Consider the following 18,453-nt stretch of genomic DNA (forward strand, 5'->3'; position numbering starts at 1 on the left):
TTACACCTCGACTTCTCTGTCAATGAGACGACATGACAGAATAAACAGCAGGCAAGCTATCCCGATGTGGAAAAACAAGTGAAGCGCGTTGACATCTCCTGGTGACACTTTTATTTCTAACGCTTCTAACGCTCCGCTAGAGCTTTCCACGTTCCCTTCAATCACCATTGGAAAATGGAATGTCGTACCTGTCCAGTGGGCCAGTTGGGCAAACCATCCGCTCGTCTCAATATGGACGATGAGCACAATGGCAGTCGCCAGTAGCCCGATCGTCACGGGCAGGCTCATTTTCTTTAAAAATCGGTTGAACACGTGAAAGACCACCCATCCGAACGTCAGCCAGATCGCGACATAACTGCCTGCGAGAAGTGTGCCAAAACCTAGTGAGACAACGTGCCGCCAATCTCGTAACAAATGGAGTTCGCTATCAAACAAAAATAGCGCGTGATACGTAGAGATGCCCATGATGACGAGGACGTTCAAGGCAATACTCGTGCCTATAGCGACGACGAACTTTGCACCTAATAACGTCCACGCAGATTGCGGGCTGTGTAGCCACAGGTGCAGTTTTTTGCGTTCGGCTTCAAAACTCTGCATCAACGTGATTGGCACAAACCAAATGCTCAACGCCACCGGAATCATGACAAAAAAACGAACATATTCTGGCTTGTAATACGTAGAGGCGACAAACAGACTGACAAAGTACAGAAATAAAACGCCAGCCGCGACCGCTGTGGCTGTCTGGACGAGGCGAAACTCCTTCTTGAGCAAGCCGCTTAAGGCCGTCATCACATGAATCTCCCACTTTCCTTTTATGTCCTTGTGTACCAGTGTACTAATTTAATAATACACTAGTACACTGGCAGGAGTCAACATGTCTTCTGTTTAAACCTGTCTTCGGGTTGACGAACCGCTCTCTATAAATACTCGGGAAAGGCATTACTGGAGGCGTTTTCTCACGTTCTTTAAGCTGGAGGGAAAACAATCACAAGCTGCTCATGACAATTCGTGATGGTTCGGATTACCTACAGTTTGTAACATGATTCCGAACTCTTAACCCCACAGGAGGGAAACAGAAGGCGTTTCGTGTACATTTAATAGGAGTGTGGTAACGGAAGGGGATGGAATGTGATTGAACTGGAACGCGTGTCCAAGTATTACGGCAACCGCGTTGGAGTGGATGATCTCAACTTGAGTGTACCGAAAGGACAGATCCTCGGTCTTCTCGGTCCGAACGGTGCCGGGAAAACGACGACGATGCGCCTGATTACCGGCTATCTGGAACCGACGAAGGGAAAGATTACGATCGCCGGTTACGATGTGGTGGAAGACGGCCTGAAGGCGCGGCGCCGCATCGGCTATTTGCCTGAAAATCCGCCGGTGTATCCGGACATGTCGGTAGAAGGATATTTGACGTTTGTGGCCCGCATCCGGGAAGTGCCGCGGTCTGAAGTCACACAAGCAGTACAGCACGTCATGGGCCGCTTAGAACTGACCAACGTCCGGAAACGGCTCATCGGGAGGTTGTCCAAAGGGTACAAACAGCGGGTCGGCTTGGCGCAAGCTATCGTTCACACCCCGGATGTGCTCGTGTTGGACGAGCCGTCTTCCGGGTTGGACCCGAAACAGATCACGGAAATTCGCGAACTCATACGTGAACTGGGAAAGGAACACACCGTCATTTTGAGTTCGCACATTCTCCCGGAAGTGAGCGCCCTGTGCGAACAAGTGGCGATTATTAATAAAGGAAAGATCGTCGCCGTTGACCGCCCGAAATCACTAGCTCAGCACATCCAAGGTTCTGCGACACTGAAGGCGACCGTGAAAGGTCCGCGGGAGGACGTGGTGCGCACAGTGCAGCAGGTAGAAGGCGTGTTGGCGGTCAAGGTGACGAAGGAAGGGGAAGGCTACGTGAGTCTGAGCCTGGACGTCGTAAAAGGAAGCGATCCGCGTGAAGAGCTGTTCTACACGTTAGCCGGACGGGACTGGCCGCTGTTGGAGCTCACTCGCCAGGAAGCCAATTTGGAAGATGTGTTCCTGCAACTGACGACAGAAGAGGCCGGAGCGAAGGAGGGACAGCGTCGTGCGTAAAACGTGGGCAGTCGCTCAGAAAGAACTCGTGTCGTACTTTTCTTCGCCCGTCGCTTATGTCATCATGGCCGTCTTTTTCCTCATCGTCAGTTACTTCTTTGTGGTGCAGCTGTTAGGAAGCCAAGTGGCGGAACCGGAATTTTTGTTTGGCAACATGAGTACCATCGTTCTGTTCATGGCACCGTTTTTGACGATGCGCCTCTTTTCTGAGGAATTCCGCAGGGGAACGGACGAGCTGCTCATGACGTCACCGCTCTCGAGCGTCCAGCTCGTCCTCGGGAAGTATTTAGCGGTGGAAATTTTGTGGGTGATCATGTTAGTCATTTCGGGAATTTATCCGATCATTATGTCCATCGTCGGCAATCCCGAAAGAGGTCAGGTGATCGGTGGGTTTGTCGGCATGTTTTTGCTGGGCAGTGCCCTTCTCGCCATCGGCTTGTTCGCCTCTGCGTTGAGCAACCACCAGATGATTGCCGGCGGCGTGGCGTTCATGTTCATGCTTTTGCTGTGGCTCATCGATACAGCGACCGGCTCCTTTTTGGGAGAGGCCCGGGACATTCTGCAGCGCTTGTCCATTTTTGAGCATTTCGACGACTTTTTAAAAGGGGTTCTCGACCTGACCCACGTCTTTTATTTCGTCAGTTTGACTATCGTATTTCTCATACTGACTTACGTCATGGTGGAACGGAAACGTTGGCAATAAGGGGGGTAAGCCGTGAAAGCATTTTTGAAGAAGACGAATGTCGTCGTGTTGGCCGTCGTCTTGATCGGAATTTTAGTGTTGGCCAACGTGGCGGTCGGAGAAGTGTCCATGCGCTACGACTTGACGGAAAATAAGGAGCATTCGCTTTCAGAGCAGACAAAAGAGACGCTGGCACAGTTGTCGCAGCCGGTGAACGTGTACTTCTTTAGCGGCGGTAGTGCCGAAGATGAAGAGATTGAATCGCTGTTGAAAGAGTACGAGAAGCTGAGCGACGACATCCACCTCGATGTCGTCGACCCGAACGAAAACCCGTCCCTCGCACAAAAATACGAAGTTCAATCGTACGGGACGACCGTCTTTGAAAGCGGAGATGAGACGAAAAAAATTGAAGCTTACGCCCTTTACACGATGGGGAGTGACCAGTTTAGCTACAACTTTACCGGGGAACAGCAATTCACCCAAGCGATCATACAAGTGACGCAAGGAGAGAGGACGACTGTGTCGTTCTTACAGGGGCACGGTGAACCGGATCCGAGACAGGCGTTCGCCCAAGCGGTGCAAATGATGGAAGGTGAGGCGTACCAGGTCGAAACGTTAAACTTGGCAACGGAAGGCAGCGTACCGGAAAATGCCGGCGTGCTCGTCATCGCTGGGCCCACTCAAGATATCGCAGCGGAAGAAGTGGAGCTGATCGACGCGTATGTGCAGGAGGGCGGACAACTCATGGTCTTCCTTCCGCCGACGGAGAGTGAACAGCCGCTGGAAAATTTAAACCGATTGTTGTCCCAGTGGGGGATTGAGCCAGAGCACAATCTGGTCATCGACCCGGAGCGCAGTTATTTCAATGATCCGCTCACCCCGATACCGGTCTTTGAGCCGCACACGATTACTCAGGAACTAGAAAGTCAGCAGCGGGCCCTCATTTTGCCGCAATCCCGGAGCCTTTCAACACAGGAAGTAGAAGGGTTGACGGTCTCACCGCTGTTGACGACGAGTGAAGCGGCCTGGGGAGAGACGGATTTCAACACTGCCGATGCGAAAAAAAGTGACGACGATATGGAAGGTCCGTTAACCCTCGCTTACGCTGTCGAATCCGATGGGGGCACTGCCACTGGAGAGACAAAAGAGGAAGGCGGGGAAGCTTCCGATGAAACGGCTAGCACGCCAAAGCTTGTCGTCCTCGGAAACGTGACAGTGCTCGATTCACAGTTGTTCACCTTGCAAGGGAACGCCGATTTTGTGTTGAACAGTTTGCACTGGCTGAGCGGAGAAGAAGACAATATCACGATTCGCCCTAAAGAGAAAACCGTTGAACCCATCACCTTGACGCCAGGACAAGCAGACGGCATTTTCCTGGCCACCGTCGTCGGGCTGCCGGCCGTCATCTTGATCAGCGGCGGCATTGTGTGGTGGAGGAGGCGAAAAATGTGAAAAAGTTTATACCGACAGTGCTCGCCATCGCCGTTTTTGTCGCCTTGTTTGTCTGGGTCAAGGTGAGCGGAATGGACGGTGAAGTGGACGAGGAAGAGGAGACGCCCGAGGAAGAAGCAGTATGGAAGGTTGACGCCCAAGACATTGAAGCGATCCGTGTCGAACGGGAAGACGGAATGCTGGTGTTCAATAAAGAAAAGGGGGGTGGCAGGCGACGGAGCCGCAGCCGTTTCCGGTGGACGGAGCGTCCCTCGATGCCGTGGCGTCCTCCATGGCGTCTCTCACGGGGAAACGCATCGAACAGTCGGATCAGGCCTTGGCTGACTTTGGCCTTGAAGACCCGTCGACTGCCGTTACGTTGCGCTTGAGCGACGGGCAAACGTACACGCTGTCACTAGGAGATGAAACGCCGGTAGACAATATGCGCTATGTGCAAGTAGAGGGCGTTTCCGCCATCTACACCGTTGACGCGTTCGCGTTGGAGGAGCTGTCGCAACCTGCCGACACCTTTATGGACAGAACGCTCTGGTCCGTCGAGGAAGACGACGTGACGTCGATCGCCCTGACGTGGGGAGACGAAGAGATCCAGATCGCCCGAGATGGTGACGAGTGGAAAGTTAACGGAAAACAGCTGTCAACCGAACAAGCAGGGGCCATCTTCAGCCAAATGAACGCTGTGACGGCCCAAGGGTTGCCTGTGGAAGCCATGCCGGACGGCTCAGACTTTCAGCTGACGATTGAAACAGAAGAAGGAGCGGAAACGTGGACCGGGGCCCGTAAGGAGGACCGGCTCTTCGTTCAAAAGGAGGGCGGGGAGTGGATTTACCCCGTTGTCCCGGCGGACATCGACCAGTTGATAGAAGACGTGCACAGTGTCCGAGAACAGAAAGAAGGGGAAAGGGAAGGTAAGGATCACGATTGAGACACATAGTGCAACAGGAAAATACAATAAAAATCAGTGTCGCATAACGTTCAAGAAGGCCCGTTTCACTTATAATGTGAAGGGCCTATTATACTTTTTGTTCAGAGAATCGATTAAAGTGATAGATTTTCGTGTATAATGGCGATTAAGGCGAGCTTTTTTAAAGCTTCTTAACGTGAGCGGACAGGGAGACTTTGTCCACGAACTTTTAAGGTAGGGATAGATGATATGGAAGTCGTTAAGGAGCGGTGGTTCCGCGTTGCTGTCGGTATCATTTTATTTTTAGTTATCATTTGGCTCCTGAACGAAGTGAAATTCATTTTTACGCCTGTCGTAATTTTTGTCCAAACACTGTTTTTGCCGTTTCTCATCGCGGGCATTCTCTTCTATTTGTGCCGTCCGCTCATTGAAATGCTTGAGAGGTGGCGGGTGCCGCGGACGATTGCGATTTTGCTCATTTTTTTGGTGGGGCTCGGGTTGTTGGTTTTGGTAGTGTCGCTCATTGGCCCCACTGTCCAGGACCAAGTCACCCGTTTAATCGACAATATTCCGGCGATGGTGAGAGCCGTCGAACAGGCCGTCGCTTACTGGCAGACAAACCAGGAGGTGATCCCCGATTTCGTGAAGGATGCTGTGAGCGACATCGGCGGGCGTCTGCAGGACATTGCTTCCCGCACCGGCGTCATGATCGCCCACTTCCTTGGAAATGTGTTCAACTTTGTCTTCGCATTAGTCGTCGTCCCCTTCATTCTCTTTTACTTGTTGAAAGATAAAGAGAAGTTTGCCCAAGGTGTGACGCGTTTTTTTCCTCGATCGAAAGAGCGGGAAATCCGCCACGTACTGCAGGATATGGACCACGCCCTGAGCAGTTACATAAAAGGACAGCTCATCGTCAGTGTGTGTGTCGGCCTTTTGCTCTTGGTCGGTTACATTTTGATCGGCCTCGATTACGCCCTGTTACTGGCGCTCATCGGGATGGTCACGAACGTCATTCCGTTTTTGGGGCCATTTTTGGCTGTAACACCAGCGGTCATCGTTGCGTGGTTTCAAGAGCCGATCATGGTACTTTTCGTCATCGTCGTCATGGTTGCAGCTCAGCAGATCGAGAGCAATCTCGTCTCCCCCCGTGTAATGGGGAAAGTGTTGAGCGTTCACCCGCTGACGATTATCCTGCTCATCCTCGTCGGAGGCAACCTCGCCGGTGTGTTGGGGATGATCCTCATGATTCCGACGTATGCCGTGGTAAAAGTCGTGGTGAAACACAGCTATCAGCTGTTGTCCATCCGCCGCAGTGAAGATTGAACAGAAGGACGGCTCGTCTTCAGCTTGTGAGCGTGTTAAGATAGAGGGCATGAGGTGAGCCGTGATGAAATTTGTCAACAAGCTGAAGCCGATCCAGGTGATCGTCGGGGGCTATCTCGTGCTGACATTGTTGGCGGCACTTTTGTTGTACTTGCCGTTCTCGCGAAAACCTGGGCAATCTTTGAGCTTCATTGACGCGTTATTCACTTCTGCCAGCGCCATTAGCGTCACTGGTCTCACTGTGACGAACACGGCAGAGACCTTTAGTTTGTTCGGCCAGATCGTGCTGCTCGTGACGATCCAGCTCGGCGGGATAGGGATTATGACTTTAGGAACGATGATATGGCTCGTATTAGGCCGAAAAATCGGCTTGCGCGACCGGTTGCTGATCCAGTTGGACCAGAACCAAATCTCGTTGGCCGGTCTCGTCCGCCTCGTTCGTAGTATTTTGGTCATCGTCCTCGTTATCGAAGCCGTCGGTGCGTTTATCCTCGGAACGTACTTTATGCGATTTTATCCGTGGCACGAAGCGCTGTACATGGGTTTGTTCCACGCTGTGGCAGGTTTTACCCACGCCGGATTCGATTTGTTTGACAACAGTTTTCTGGTGTTTCGCCACGACTACGTAGTCAATGTGACGATGATGGCGTTAATTTTTTGCGGGGCCATTGGGTTTCCCGTTCTGATCGAGTTGCTCCAGTACCCTTCCCGCAGGAGGTTGTCTTTACATAGTAAACTGTCTTTGATCGTGTATGTTCTTTTGTGGATCATCGGTACGCTCTTTATTCTCGTTATAGAGTTCGATGGAAACTTGAAACACGACGCGTGGCATGAGAAGATACTTGTCTCCGCTTTCCAATCACTGACGACGCGCAGCGCCGGTTTCGCTACAGCGGATGTGCGCACGTTTCAACTGCCGACCCTGTTGATGATGTCGTTGCTCATGTTTATCGGCGCTTCCCCTTCTTCCAGCGGCGGCGGCATTCGCACGACGACTCTTGCCACCGTGTTTTTCGCGGTGAGGAGTTTCGCCAAAGGAACGAAGGAAGTGAGTGTGTTCGGGCGGCAATTTGATCCGGCCGATGTGAGAAAAGCGTTTGTCGTCGCCGTCTTCGGGGTCTCCCTCCTCGTCACGGCACTCCTCATCCTGTCTGTGACAGAGCCGTTTGAACTGAAATGGCTCGCCTTTGAAATCGCCTCTGCGTTCGGAACGTGCGGGCTGTCTGTCGGGATCACCGGGGAACTGAGCAGTGTGGGAAAAGTCGTGCTCATGGTGATCATGCTCACGGGAAGGATCGGATTTGGCGCGATCTTACTCATGTGGCGGGACAAGGAGAAAAAGGCGCTGTACAGTTACCCGAAGGAGCGGCTCATTATCGGATAAATCCGGATGCCGTGTGTCCGGTAGTCGGCGGGTGAGAGTCTTCCAAAAGGGACGGCCGATGTGTAGTCAGGCTCATCAAGACCACTTTCCCGCGCCTCTCTCGTCCGCTATTTCGGTTGTGTTAAAGCACGTAGTTGCAAAGTCATTTTAGAAATTTCTCTCATCGAGGCAGGAATCTCTTTTCCTTTCTTGAATTGTTTAGTAAGCGCATACAATGGTGGGAGGGATACGAGTGGACCATCAGTTTCACATTCCGAGTGTTTACAACATGGCGGACGACATCGACCGGCATGCAGAAGATCCGGGAAAAACGGCAATCGTGTGGGAGGATGCCAAAGGGCGGACTGGAGAGGTGACGTATGCAGAATTAAAGGAACGGTCTGACCGTTTGGCGCAGGGGTTCTGCCAGATGGGTCTCACGAAGGGAAGCAAATTGTTCATCTTGTTACCCCGGGGGCGGAAACGTACGTCGTCTATTTGGCGGCGTTAAAAGCAGGGTGCATCGTGATGCCCGGTTCAGAGATGCTCCGAAGCGGGGATATCGCATACCGGGTGAAACACGCCGGCGCGCAGGCAGTCATCGTGTTTGACGGCATCTGGGACCGGGTAGCAAACATTCGAGGGGAATGCCCCAGTTTAAAACACGTCATTGTGACCGGGGAGAAAATGCCGGACAGTCTCCACATTGACGAAGTGGCGGCACTGGCACGAAATCAGCCGCTGCCCCGTACTCACAGTGACGACATCGCTTTTATTTCTTACACATCGGGGACGACCGGCGGACCGAAAGGGGTCATTCACCACCACAGCTGGGCGATACCGCACCGGGAAGTGGCCGGCAAACAGTGGATGGGAATCGGGGACGGTGACCGCGTTTGGGCGACAGCGGGGCCCGGATGGGCGAAATGGGTGTGGAGCCCGTTTATTTCGACCCTTGCGCTCGGTGCAACAGCTTTCGTTTACGCAGGAAAGTTTGATCCGGAAAAATACTTGTCCCTGATGCAAAAATACGACATTAACGTGCTTTGCTGCACGCCCACGGAATACCGCATGATGGCGAAAGTAGACAGGTTGGACCAGTACGACCTCTCTTCGCTCCGCCAGGCCGTCAGTGCAGGAGAGCCCTTGAACCGGGAAGTGATTGACACATTCCGGCGCTATTTCGGCGTGGAGGTGCGAGACGGGTACGGACAGACGGAAAATTCACTGCTCATCGGAACGTTAGCTGGCATGGCGATCAAACCGGGATCGATGGGGAAACCGTCGCCGGGGAACCGCGTGCAGATCATTGACGGGGAAGGGCGTCCAGTTCCCCCTGGCACCGTAGGAGACATTGCCGTGCACCGCAGTGCACCGACCTTGTTTCAAGGGTACTACCGCGATCCGGAACGGACAAAGCAAGCGTTTCGCGGCGACTGGTACGTGACCGGTGACCAAGCGAAGGAGGATGAAGACGGTTATTTTTGGTTTGAAGGTCGTGCTGACGACATCATCCTTAGTTCTGGTTACACGATCGGCCCGTTTGAAGTCGAAGACGCCCTTGTCCGCCATCCGGCCGTGCGCGAGTGTGCCGTCGTAGCCAGCCCGGATGACGTACGGGGGTCTGTCGTCAAAGCGTTCGTCGTGTTGAAAGAGCCGGAGGACGCTGGAGGGGACATGGTAAAAATGCTGCAAGACCACGTCAAACAAGTAACGGCCCCCTATAAGTATCCACGGGAGATCGAGTTCGTACCTGACTTGCCGAAAACGGCGAGTGGAAAAATACGGCGGGTTGAACTGAGGGCGCTAGAGGAGGAGAGAAAATTGAGGGGTGTTTAACCGAGGTGTGTTAGCATCGAGGTTAGGCGTCCAATCGATCGGCGCATGATCGTATCCCGTGTGCACGGCACTTCCCTCGAGCGCGTGCTTTCCCGCTGGAGGCGTCTATTCTTAAATTTAACTTAATTTCCTGCGATATATTTGATTGGCTCGCATTGCTGACTTACAATGTGGAGTAAACAAACGCCGTACATGTCGGCTTGTGTGGAGATAAAGGTGTCTCTGCCGCATCGAAGGCGAAGTGAATGAGCGCCGTATATGCAGGAAAGTTGGATTGACTGATGAAACACATCTTGTACGTTGAAGACGAAAGGGAAATAGGCGAGTGGGTGGAGCGGGATTTAACTGAGCGCGGTTACCGGGTGACGTGGTTAACCGACGGGAACCGCGTGTTGGAACATTTGGACGGTGTAGATCTGGTCATATTGGACGTGATGCTGCCGGGCTTGGACGGGTTCACTGTCGGGCACAGAATTAAACAGCGCGATCCCGACCTTCCCGTCTTGATGCTCTCAGCCCGTACCGCCGTAGAGGACAAGGTGGAAGGGTTGTCGTTCGCCGACGACTACTTGACGAAGCCGTTTCACCCAGACGAACTGGCTGCGAGGGTGGAGGTGCTGTTGCGGCGGTGCGGCACCCCTTCCGCACAGCCTGTCAAACTGCAGCACTTGGACGTTTACATGCAAGAAAACCGTGTCGTGGACAGGGAAACAGGGCGAGAGGTGACTCTGACAGGGAAGGAGTACCGCCTGCTGGACTTTTTTCTCCGCCACCCTAACCAAATTTTGACCAAGGAGCAGCTGTATGAGGCCGTCTGGGAAGAACCGTTTGCCGGCGGGGAAAATACGCTCATGGTCCACATCCGCCATTTACGGGAAAAAATTGAGCGAAACCCCAGCCGACCGACGATCATACAGACTGTGCGTGGACTCGGTTACCGGGTGAAACGATGAGCGAGCGCAAATGGCGAAAGTCGCTGTTAGCGAAGTATCTCGTCGTTGTCGTCATTTTTATTGCCCTCGTACCCCTGATCAACAGTGCGATTGTATGGGGTTATAACCGGTTTCTAGCTGTAGAACACGGTATCACGCCCAAATACGAGTATCGCGAGATTGAAAAGATGTGGCATGAGGCGGCGAGAAAGATGGCCGATGATTCCGATGCGGTACGGGTGGAGAAGCTGAAACGACTGAAGGAAACATACCCTGAAGCGACTGTGTTCTGGGTTGACGGAGAAGGAGTTACCCGGTTAAAACTGCCGCAAGACGCTGACGTCCCGGATGAGTGGACGGCTTCGATGGCGGTCGATTTTATGAAATCGAGTGTGGCTGCAGATCCGTTCACCGTCGTCGCTTTACTCGGTGAGGACGAGCAAGACGGGTTCATGACGATTCAAATACCCCTTTCCTTATTCAGCGTACCGGTCGAACAGAACATGTACACCATGCTTACGCCCATTGTGGCGTTTTTCGTCATCGTCGGTCTGAATGTCGGGTTGTTCGTCTTTCTGTCCTGGCTGTTTTTCACCCGCATTCGGCGACGGCTGACGACGCTGCAGCAGGCGATGCGGGAAGCGGAAATGACGGGGGACTTCGTGACAGTTCCAGTCAGGCGGGACGATGAAATCGCCGACTTGGAACGTTCCTTCAACCGCATGGCTGAACAGTTGAAGGAGAGCCGGGAGCGCGAACAAGCGGAAGAACAGTTGCGCCGGGAGCTGATCGCCAACTTGTCCCACGATTTGCGCACCCCCTTGACAGTGATCAGGGGCCACGCCTACTCCCTGGCCCAGGAAGAGCTGTCGGAAAAAGGAGCTCGGTCCCTCGCTGTCATCGACGATAAAATTCGCTATCTCGGCGAACTGATCGACAATTTGTTGTCCTTTTCTCTCCTCTCGGCGGGAAAATACCCGTACCGTCCAGAACGGTTAGATGTTGTACGGTTGTTGCGCGCAATCACCGCTTCGTGGTACCCCCTTTTGGAGAGAGAAGGCTTTGACATTGAGGTCACCCTCCCCGAACAAGAAATTTATTGGGAAGTCGACAGGCAGTGGTTTCAACGCATTTGGGACAATTTGTTCCAAAACGCACTGCGCTACGCCAAGGAAGGGAAATACGTCGGTGTTTCAGCCCAAATCGGAAACGAACGGACGTGTTTGACGCTGGAAGACCGCGGTCCGGGCTTAGAGAATACGCGGACGGCCTCTAAAGGGGCGGGAATCGGCCTTTCCATCGTGTCGCTGATGGCCGAAACGATGGACTTAAAATGGCACATAGAAAGCAGTGAACAAGGAACGCGCTGCTTTCTGTGCAAGGACAGTCCGTACAGCAGGAGCTAGTCTCTCCACACTCCTCTGTCAGGTTTTTATTCCTTCTCTCCGGTGTCTGTACTGTTGAAACTCTTTCACGAAGACCACACAAGAAAACTCCTCGGACACAAAATCCGGGGAGTTTCTCTTTTCCATCAGGAGATAATCCTTACGATAACATTTTGACCGCCTGTGCAATGCGTGTCAGTCCTTCCTCTAAGGTGCTCCTCGGACAGGCGATGTTGATCCGTTCAAACCCTTCTCCCCCTGTGCCAAAAATGTACCCTTCGTCGAGGGCGACTCTCGCTTTATCCCGCATCAGCGACTCTAACTCCTTGGGCGACAGTCCGAGAGAGCGAAAGTCGAGCCAGACGAGGTACGTTCCTTCCGGTTGGATGACCTTAACTTGGGGGATGTTCTGCCGGATAAAGTCTGTTAAGAACCGAATGTTTCCCTCCAAATAGTCGAGCAGTTGATCGAGCCACGCTTCGCCGTGTCGGTAGGCCGCCTCCACGGCCGGTATGGCAAACGTGTTGCCTAAATCGAGGGCAAGGGTTTTAATCGCTGTTTTAAACGTCCTTCTGTGCCGTTCGTTAGGGATGATGATGTGCGACGCCTGCAGTCCGGCCAAATTAAACGTTTTGCTCGGAGACGTGCACGTTATCGACTGCAGGGCGAGCGATTCGGAAAGGGAGGCGATCGGGGTATGGCGGTACCCTTTCCGGATGAGGTCGCAGTGAATGTCGTCGGAGACGATGAGGACATTGTGCTTGAGGCACAGTTGTCCCAGCTGTTCCAGTTCTTTCTTTGTCCACACACGGCCGACGGGGTTGTGCGGGTTGCACAAAATGAGGAGCTTTACTCCCGTTACGAGCTTCTGTTCCAGGTCGTCAAAATCGATCGTGTAACGCTCTCCGTCGAAGGCGAGGGGATTTTCTACAAGGGTCCGGCCGTTCCGCTTCACGGCCTGGGCGAACGGGTAGTAAACTGGCGGTTGAATCACGATGCTGTCACCCGGTTCTGTAAACGCTTGAACGATGACGTTCAAGGCGGGAACGATCCCGGGGCTGAACACGAGCCATTCCCGTTTCACCTCAAAGTGGTGACGCCTTTTAAACCACTGCACCACGGCGTCGTCATACGAATCGGGCCGCATCGCATAACCGTAAATGCCGTGTTCGGCTTGTCGTTTCAATGCTTCGATCACGGCCGGCGGCGCTTTGAAGTCCATATCGGCCACCCACATGGGCAGTAAGTCGGCATCCCCGAAAAATTTCCCCACCCCGTCCCACTTTACCGAATACGTATTCTTCCGGTCCCATACGCGGTCAAAGTCGTACGTCATCCCGCGCTCACTCCTTCCTCCATTTATATTATCAAAAAATGCGATAGAGAGCCCTGGCCCTGGGGAGAAATTGGACTCTCAAGGAAGGGTTTGCATTTAAGCTATTTTTAAGGAGTGGATAAGGCGCAGTTAAAGGTGTCCATGTACGATAGAGCGTGAGGTGAACAGTATGAGTGAGATGGTGATTGAAACGAACGCATTGACACGCCGTTACGGCAAGCGCACCGCCGTTGACCGTGTGGATCTCTGCGTGCCCCGCGGCGAAATTTACGGATTTTTAGGGCCTAACGGTGCAGGGAAGACGACGACGATCCGCATGCTGCTCGGCTTAATCCGCCCGACGGCGGGCACGGTGCGCCTTTTTGGCGAAAATTTTCATCGACACCGCATGTCCGTCTTGCGCCGGGTCGGCTCACTCGTAGAGTCGCCGTCGTATTACGGACACTTGACCGGAGCGGAGAATCTGGAAGTCGTGAGGCGGTTACTCGGTGCACCGAAGAAACGCATCGCGGAAGCACTGGAAATCGTGCGCTTGACAGAGGCGGCCGACCGCCCAGTGAAAGGGTACTCCCTCGGCATGAAGCAACGGCTGGGCATTGCAATCGCACTGCTCGGTCATCCGGAACTGCTCATTTTAGACGAGCCGACGAACGGACTCGATCCGGCCGGCATTCAGGAAATGCGCCGTTTAATTAAAGACATGCCCCGGAAGTACGGGATGACGGTGCTCGTCTCAAGTCATTTGCTCAGTGAGATCGACCAAATCTCGACGCAAGTCGGGATCATCCACGAGGGGAGATTAATTTTTCAAGACCGCATCGAAGCGCTCCGCCAGAAAAGCGGGCCGCGTACAGCCATTGGCGTGGATCGGATGCGTGAGGCCAGTGCCGTGCTGGAAGGGAGCGGATGGCGACCGCACATAGAAGACGGTTTGCTCTGGTTGGATGAAACGGAACCGGAGCAGGTGAGCCGGGTGAATGCCTTGCTCGTGAAGAACGGCTTTTCTGTTTACCGGCTTGAGGAAGTGAAACCGTCCCTTGAAGAGGTGTTCCTCGAATTGACGGGAAAGGGGAACAGCCTATGATGGGGCGCATTTTGTCGGCAGACCGGTTGAAGGCAAAGCGGACGTGGATCGGGATTTTAGTCGTGCTCGGCCCGTTGGGGGTCATCAGTTTACAGGCGGTGAACTACGGCTTACGCTATGACTTCTTGGTTACACCCGGTTCGGACGTGTGGGGGGATCTGGTCCGAAACATACATCAGATACTCGTTCCGACGCTGCTCCTCGGCATCACCCTGTTAGCCTCGATGTTGGCCGGGCTTGAACACCAGGCGCAGGCGTGGAAACTGATATTAGCCTTGCCCGTTTCGAAGGTTCACGTCTACGTGGGGAAATTTCTGCGACTTGCAGTCCTGTTGTTGATCTCAGCCTCCCTGGCAGGAATCGGGACGGTTTTGCTCGGTGTAAGTTTAGGATTTGGCCCGGAGATTCCGTGGGTGATGGCGTTAGGTGAAGGGTATTTCCCTTACCTTGCGGCGTTTCCGGTCATGGCCCTGCAACTTTGGGTATCTATGCTCGTGCGAAATCAAGCCTTTCCGATGACACTCGGGATTATTGGGGTTATGATGTCGTCGTCTCTGTCGTTTAATGCGTCGTTGAACTGGGTTCCGTGGGCATATCCCGTACTTGCAGCTCCTTTGGAAGCAGGACGCTACAATCCGGAAAAATGGATAGCGGTCGGGCTCGTTGTAGGTGCGGCCTTGTTGTTGATCGGGGCGCTTCACTTTGCCAAGCGAGACGTGAAGTAGTGCACTTGCGGGCTACAACTTAATTTATTGACATGCTTAAATGTATGAACAACGACGGAATGAAAGGGTGAATTCGATGTTTGGACGTGTACTCGCTGCGGAGCTGATGAAAACGAAACGTTCCCTCGTGTGGGTGCTGGTCTTAATCGGTCCGTTACTCACTTCCTTGCAAATGATGGGGATAGACCCGTCAAACCAGGTAGACGGGATGAATGAGTGGGAGACGTTGTACACTTTCTCGGTCCTTCTGTACGCCATGCTGTTCCTTCCCCTCTTGACCGGCGTGCTGTCTGCTTTTGTCTGCCGCTTTGAACATTTAAACGGCGGGTGGAAACAAGTGCTTGCCCTTCCCGTGTCCCGTTCCCACGTTTATTTGGCTAAACTGCTTGTCGTTGCCGGTTTGCTGGGAGCGACACAGTCTGTTTTCCTTCTTCTCATTCTACTCGTTGGAGTCGTAAAAGGGATCGATGTCCCTATCCCGTGGGATTTCTTGTTGAGGGGAATTGCAGGCGGTTGGATCGCCGCTCTGCCGCTAGCCGCCTTGCAAATGTGGGTTTCCGCCATCTGGCGCAGCTTCGGTGCGCCGTTAGCTCTCAACGTCGTGTTGACTCTGCCCGCGGTTCTCATCGCCAATTCGGAAACATTCGGCCCCTTTTATCCGTGGGCCCAGCCGCTTTTGGCCATGAGTCCGCAAGAAGGTGACGCCATGTTCAACGTATCGCTGGAAACGTTGTTTATCGTCATGATCGGGGGATTTCTGACGGCCCTGATCGGGGGCTGGTGGACGTTTGTGCGGCGAGATGTGACGGCTTAGACCTAACTACAATTAGACTAATGACTTTTGGAGTCACAGAGTCGTGTTAGGCCAACCCGCTTAATCAATTTGACTATCGCGGTTACAATCTTTTGGAGCCACAGAGTCGTGCGAGACCTCCCACGACGCTTCACGTTAGATGCAGTTCTCACAAGAATAGAAGGTGATATGTAATATGGATAAATCGAATCACATTCTAACTGAATGCATGCGGACATGCTATAATGGGAAAAGATTAGAGTCCAGAATCTATGAATATTGCGTGAAATTAAAAGATAGGATGTAACAGAAGCAAAAAGTTCGCGGAGGCGCCACATGACAGACGGATTCATGATCATCGTCAAGTACTTGTTTTTAGGGTTGATACAGGGAGTGACCGAGCCGATTCCCATCTCGTCCAGCGGTCACCTTGTCATTGTAGAAGCGTTGCTCGGTTTGAGAATCGAAGGGTTGAGTTTTGAAGTATTTGTCAACTTCGCTTCCCTCATTGCGGTGTTAATCGTGTTTCGGGAGGACATCGCTCGCATTGTACGCCACACGGTACGTTACAGTTTGACGCGGGACAAGGAATCGAGGTCAGAGTTTTCGTTTGCGATGTATATCGTCATCGGCACGATTCCGGCAGCCGTATTGGGGATTCTGTTTGAGGATTGGATCGAGAGCTCGGTGAAAGGCGGAGTGAAAATCGTCGGGGTGACGCTCCTCATCACAGGTGTGGCGCTCTGGCTCATTCGGAAACTGAGGGGACACAAAGGGGAAAAACATTTAACCGTCAAAGACGCCTTCATCGTCGGTCTTGCGCAAGCTGTCGCCCTCATCCCCGGCGTCAGCCGTTCCGGCGCGACGATCGTCGGCGCCATGGCCTTAGGGTTGGATCGCGATACGGCCTTAAGGTATTCCTTCTTGCTGTACATCCCGGTCAGTCTCGGCGGCATGGTCTTGAAAGCGTCGGACATCGTGACGGATCCGCTGATGGCGACGCTCGCTATTCCGTATGCGGTGGCGTTTATCGCCTCGTTTATCGCCTCGTACTTTGCCCTAAAGTGGTTTATTGACATTATGCGCAGCGGCAAGCTAGGTTATTTTTCCATTTACTGTTGGGTCGTCGGACTGCTCGTCGTCCTGTTTTTGTAATGCGGACTGTAATAACATGTCGTTCCTAAGGCAATTTCTAATGTGTGGCCTTTATGAGATCAGAACTCTGCCGGTGGATGTAAACCGTTCCTCATCGGGACCTATCTCTTCAGCTGGGGTGTCGTACAACCAGGCATCGGCGGGACCCCAGAGCATTTGTGTTCCTCGACACACTATTTCACAAAACTTGGCGGCGCCTTGAGACGTGTTATAATGGGAGGGGTGATTCAATACAGAAAGAAGGACCTTTTTTACTATATAGATGTCTCGATTTTATGGGAAAGGGCGGTCGCTATGTATCATCGCACCGAAACACGTCCAGTCCGGGTCGGAGATCTGACCATCGGGGGAAACGACCAGGTGATCATTCAAAGTATGACGACGACGAAGACGGAAGACGTGGAAGCCACGGTGGCAGAGATTCACCGACTGGAAGAAGCCGGCTGTCAAATCGTTCGCGTGGCGTGCCCAAACATGCGGGCGGCCGAGGCCATACCCGAAATTAAGAAGCGCATCCACATTCCGCTCGTCGCCGACATTCACTTTGATTACCGTTTGGCGTTAAAGGCGATTGAAGGCGGAGTGGATAAGATCCGCATCAATCCGGGCAACATCGGGAAGCGCGAACGGGTGGAAGCAGTAGTCAGAGCCGCGAAAGAGAAGGGCATCCCGATCCGCATCGGGGTTAACGCTGGTTCGCTGGAGAAGCGTATTCTAGACAAATACGGGTACCCGACGGCAGACGGGATGGTGGAAAGCGCCTTGTTCCACATCGGTATCTTGGAGGAACTCGATTTTCACGATATCGTCGTGTCACTGAAGGCGTCCCACGTTCCCTTGGCCATTGAAGCGTACGAAAAGGCGGCCGAAGCGTTTAATTATCCACTGCACCTAGGAATTACGGAATCGGGGACCCTCTTTTCCGGAACGGTTAAAAGTGCCGCCGGTTTGGGAGCCATTTTGTCGAGGGGCATCGGATCGACGATACGCATCTCCTTAAGCGCGGATCCAGTAGAAGAAGTGAAAGTCGCTCGGGAACTGTTGAAATCGTTCGGTCTCGTGTCCAATGCCGCCACCCTCGTCTCTTGTCCGACGTGCGGCCGGATCGAGATCGATTTGATTAAAGTGGCCAACGAAGTAGAAGAGTACATCGCCAATTTGCAGGTGCCATTGAAAGTGTCCGTCCTCGGCTGTGCCGTGAACGGCCCGGGGGAAGCCCGGGAAGCCGATATCGGCATCGCCGGCGGCCGGGGTGAAGGGCTATTGTTCCGTCACGGCAAAATCATCCGCAAAGTACCGGAGGAAACGATGGTGGAAGAGTTGAAAAAGGAAATCGATAAAATGGCGGAGGAGTATGCCCAGAAAAAGGAAAAAAAAGCCTAATAACGCCTT

General features: G+C 53.1%; 17 protein-coding genes and 1 pseudogene. 16 read left to right on the forward strand and 2 right to left on the reverse strand.

Annotated elements, in window-relative coordinates; genetic code table 11:
- Window positions 1-789, reverse strand: coding sequence for a hypothetical protein (locus B0W44_RS02735; RefSeq protein ID WP_077718666.1), 789 nt, complete (start codon window positions 787-789; stop codon window positions 1-3).
- Between the two features lie 339 nt (window positions 790-1,128).
- Here B0W44_RS02735 and B0W44_RS02740 point away from each other — a divergent pair, with 339 nt between their 5' ends.
- The 11 genes and pseudogenes from B0W44_RS02740 to B0W44_RS02780 all read left to right on the forward strand — a co-directional run bounded on the left by B0W44_RS02740 (window position 1,129) and on the right by B0W44_RS02780 (window position 11,989).
- Window positions 1,129-2,091, forward strand: coding sequence for an ABC transporter ATP-binding protein (locus tag B0W44_RS02740; RefSeq protein WP_077718667.1), 963 nt, complete (start codon window positions 1,129-1,131; stop codon window positions 2,089-2,091).
- A complete protein-coding gene (locus tag B0W44_RS02745) occupies window positions 2,084-2,794 on the forward strand; it encodes an ABC transporter permease subunit (protein WP_077718668.1) in 711 nt (236 codons plus the stop codon). The genes B0W44_RS02740 and B0W44_RS02745 overlap by 8 nt, the downstream gene beginning before the upstream one ends.
- Before the next feature lie 12 nt (window positions 2,795-2,806).
- On the forward strand, window positions 2,807-4,225 hold the full coding sequence (locus tag B0W44_RS02750) for a GldG family protein (RefSeq protein ID WP_077718669.1): 1,419 nt from the start codon (window positions 2,807-2,809) through the stop codon (window positions 4,223-4,225).
- Complete coding sequence (locus tag B0W44_RS18425) at window positions 4,222-4,593, forward strand: hypothetical protein (RefSeq protein ID WP_228441429.1); 372 nt, start codon at window positions 4,222-4,224, stop codon at window positions 4,591-4,593. Before B0W44_RS02750 ends, B0W44_RS18425 begins: the two co-directional genes overlap by 4 nt.
- Window positions 4,485-5,147, forward strand: coding sequence for a DUF4340 domain-containing protein (locus tag B0W44_RS02755; protein ID WP_228441431.1), 663 nt, complete (start codon window positions 4,485-4,487; stop codon window positions 5,145-5,147). The genes B0W44_RS18425 and B0W44_RS02755 overlap by 109 nt, the downstream gene beginning before the upstream one ends.
- Before the next feature lie 228 nt (window positions 5,148-5,375).
- Window positions 5,376-6,449 carry an AI-2E family transporter gene (locus tag B0W44_RS02760; RefSeq protein ID WP_077718671.1) on the forward strand — a complete coding sequence of 358 codons (1,074 nt, stop codon included), beginning with the start codon at window positions 5,376-5,378 and terminating at the stop codon, window positions 6,447-6,449.
- A gap of 64 nt (window positions 6,450-6,513) precedes the next feature.
- A complete protein-coding gene (locus tag B0W44_RS02765) occupies window positions 6,514-7,833 on the forward strand; it encodes a TrkH family potassium uptake protein (protein ID WP_077718672.1) in 1,320 nt (439 codons plus the stop codon).
- 268 nt (window positions 7,834-8,101) lie between these two features.
- Window positions 8,102-9,150: pseudogene (locus B0W44_RS02770) on the forward strand (acyl-CoA synthetase); the annotation flags it as partial.
- Between the two features lie 240 nt (window positions 9,151-9,390).
- Window positions 9,391-9,651, forward strand: coding sequence for an AMP-binding enzyme (locus B0W44_RS19025; protein ID WP_237087444.1), 261 nt, complete (start codon window positions 9,391-9,393; stop codon window positions 9,649-9,651).
- A gap of 281 nt (window positions 9,652-9,932) precedes the next feature.
- Entirely contained in the window at window positions 9,933-10,604 is a 672-nt protein-coding gene (locus B0W44_RS02775) for a response regulator transcription factor (RefSeq protein WP_077718673.1), read from the forward strand.
- A complete protein-coding gene (locus tag B0W44_RS02780) occupies window positions 10,601-11,989 on the forward strand; it encodes a sensor histidine kinase (RefSeq protein WP_077718674.1) in 1,389 nt (462 codons plus the stop codon). Before B0W44_RS02775 ends, B0W44_RS02780 begins: the two co-directional genes overlap by 4 nt.
- Before the next feature lie 139 nt (window positions 11,990-12,128).
- On the opposite strand, the gene B0W44_RS02785 is transcribed toward B0W44_RS02780, so the two are convergent.
- The gene (locus B0W44_RS02785; protein ID WP_077718675.1) at window positions 12,129-13,304 is read right to left on the reverse strand and encodes a MalY/PatB family protein; all 1,176 of its coding nucleotides are present in this window, start codon (window positions 13,302-13,304) and stop codon (window positions 12,129-12,131) included.
- Window positions 13,305-13,473: 169 nt separating this feature from the next.
- Here B0W44_RS02785 and B0W44_RS02790 point away from each other — a divergent pair, with 169 nt between their 5' ends.
- From B0W44_RS02790 to ispG, 5 genes are all read left to right on the forward strand, one after another.
- Window positions 13,474-14,388, forward strand: coding sequence for an ABC transporter ATP-binding protein (locus tag B0W44_RS02790; RefSeq protein WP_077718676.1), 915 nt, complete (start codon window positions 13,474-13,476; stop codon window positions 14,386-14,388).
- Complete coding sequence (locus B0W44_RS02795) at window positions 14,385-15,113, forward strand: ABC transporter permease (RefSeq protein WP_077718677.1); 729 nt, start codon at window positions 14,385-14,387, stop codon at window positions 15,111-15,113. Before B0W44_RS02790 ends, B0W44_RS02795 begins: the two co-directional genes overlap by 4 nt.
- Window positions 15,114-15,189: 76 nt before the next feature.
- Entirely contained in the window at window positions 15,190-15,927 is a 738-nt protein-coding gene (locus B0W44_RS02800) for an ABC transporter permease (RefSeq protein ID WP_149026912.1), read from the forward strand.
- A gap of 315 nt (window positions 15,928-16,242) precedes the next feature.
- Entirely contained in the window at window positions 16,243-17,061 is an 819-nt protein-coding gene (locus B0W44_RS02805) for an undecaprenyl-diphosphate phosphatase (protein ID WP_077718679.1), read from the forward strand.
- A gap of 294 nt (window positions 17,062-17,355) precedes the next feature.
- On the forward strand, window positions 17,356-18,444 hold the full coding sequence (gene ispG, locus B0W44_RS02810) for a flavodoxin-dependent (E)-4-hydroxy-3-methylbut-2-enyl-diphosphate synthase (RefSeq protein WP_077721225.1): 1,089 nt from the start codon (window positions 17,356-17,358) through the stop codon (window positions 18,442-18,444).
- Window positions 18,445-18,453: the final 9 nt, after the last annotated feature.

This window comes from Novibacillus thermophilus, from assembly GCF_002005165.1.
Taxonomy (GTDB): domain Bacteria; phylum Bacillota; class Bacilli; order Thermoactinomycetales; family Novibacillaceae; genus Novibacillus; species Novibacillus thermophilus.

Bases quoted from the DNA above. Each gene is read 5' to 3' on its own strand.
- B0W44_RS02735 (WP_077718666.1), bottom strand. From the start codon at position 789: ATGACGGCCTTAAGCGGCTTGCTCAAGAAGGAGTTTCGCCTCGTCCAG.
- B0W44_RS02760 (WP_077718671.1), top strand. From the start codon at position 5,376: ATGGAAGTCGTTAAGGAGCGGTGGTTCCGCGTTGCTGTCGGTATCATT.
- B0W44_RS02765 (WP_077718672.1), top strand. From the start codon at position 6,514: ATGAAATTTGTCAACAAGCTGAAGCCGATCCAGGTGATCGTCGGGGGC.
- B0W44_RS02775 (WP_077718673.1), top strand. From the start codon at position 9,933: ATGAAACACATCTTGTACGTTGAAGACGAAAGGGAAATAGGCGAGTGG.
- B0W44_RS02780 (WP_077718674.1), top strand. From the start codon at position 10,601: ATGAGCGAGCGCAAATGGCGAAAGTCGCTGTTAGCGAAGTATCTCGTC.
- B0W44_RS02785 (WP_077718675.1), bottom strand. From the start codon at position 13,304: ATGACGTACGACTTTGACCGCGTATGGGACCGGAAGAATACGTATTCG.
- B0W44_RS02790 (WP_077718676.1), top strand. From the start codon at position 13,474: ATGAGTGAGATGGTGATTGAAACGAACGCATTGACACGCCGTTACGGC.
- B0W44_RS02795 (WP_077718677.1), top strand. From the start codon at position 14,385: ATGATGGGGCGCATTTTGTCGGCAGACCGGTTGAAGGCAAAGCGGACG.
- B0W44_RS02800 (WP_149026912.1), top strand. From the start codon at position 15,190: ATGTTTGGACGTGTACTCGCTGCGGAGCTGATGAAAACGAAACGTTCC.
- B0W44_RS02805 (WP_077718679.1), top strand. From the start codon at position 16,243: ATGACAGACGGATTCATGATCATCGTCAAGTACTTGTTTTTAGGGTTG.
- ispG (WP_077721225.1), top strand. From the start codon at position 17,356: ATGTATCATCGCACCGAAACACGTCCAGTCCGGGTCGGAGATCTGACC.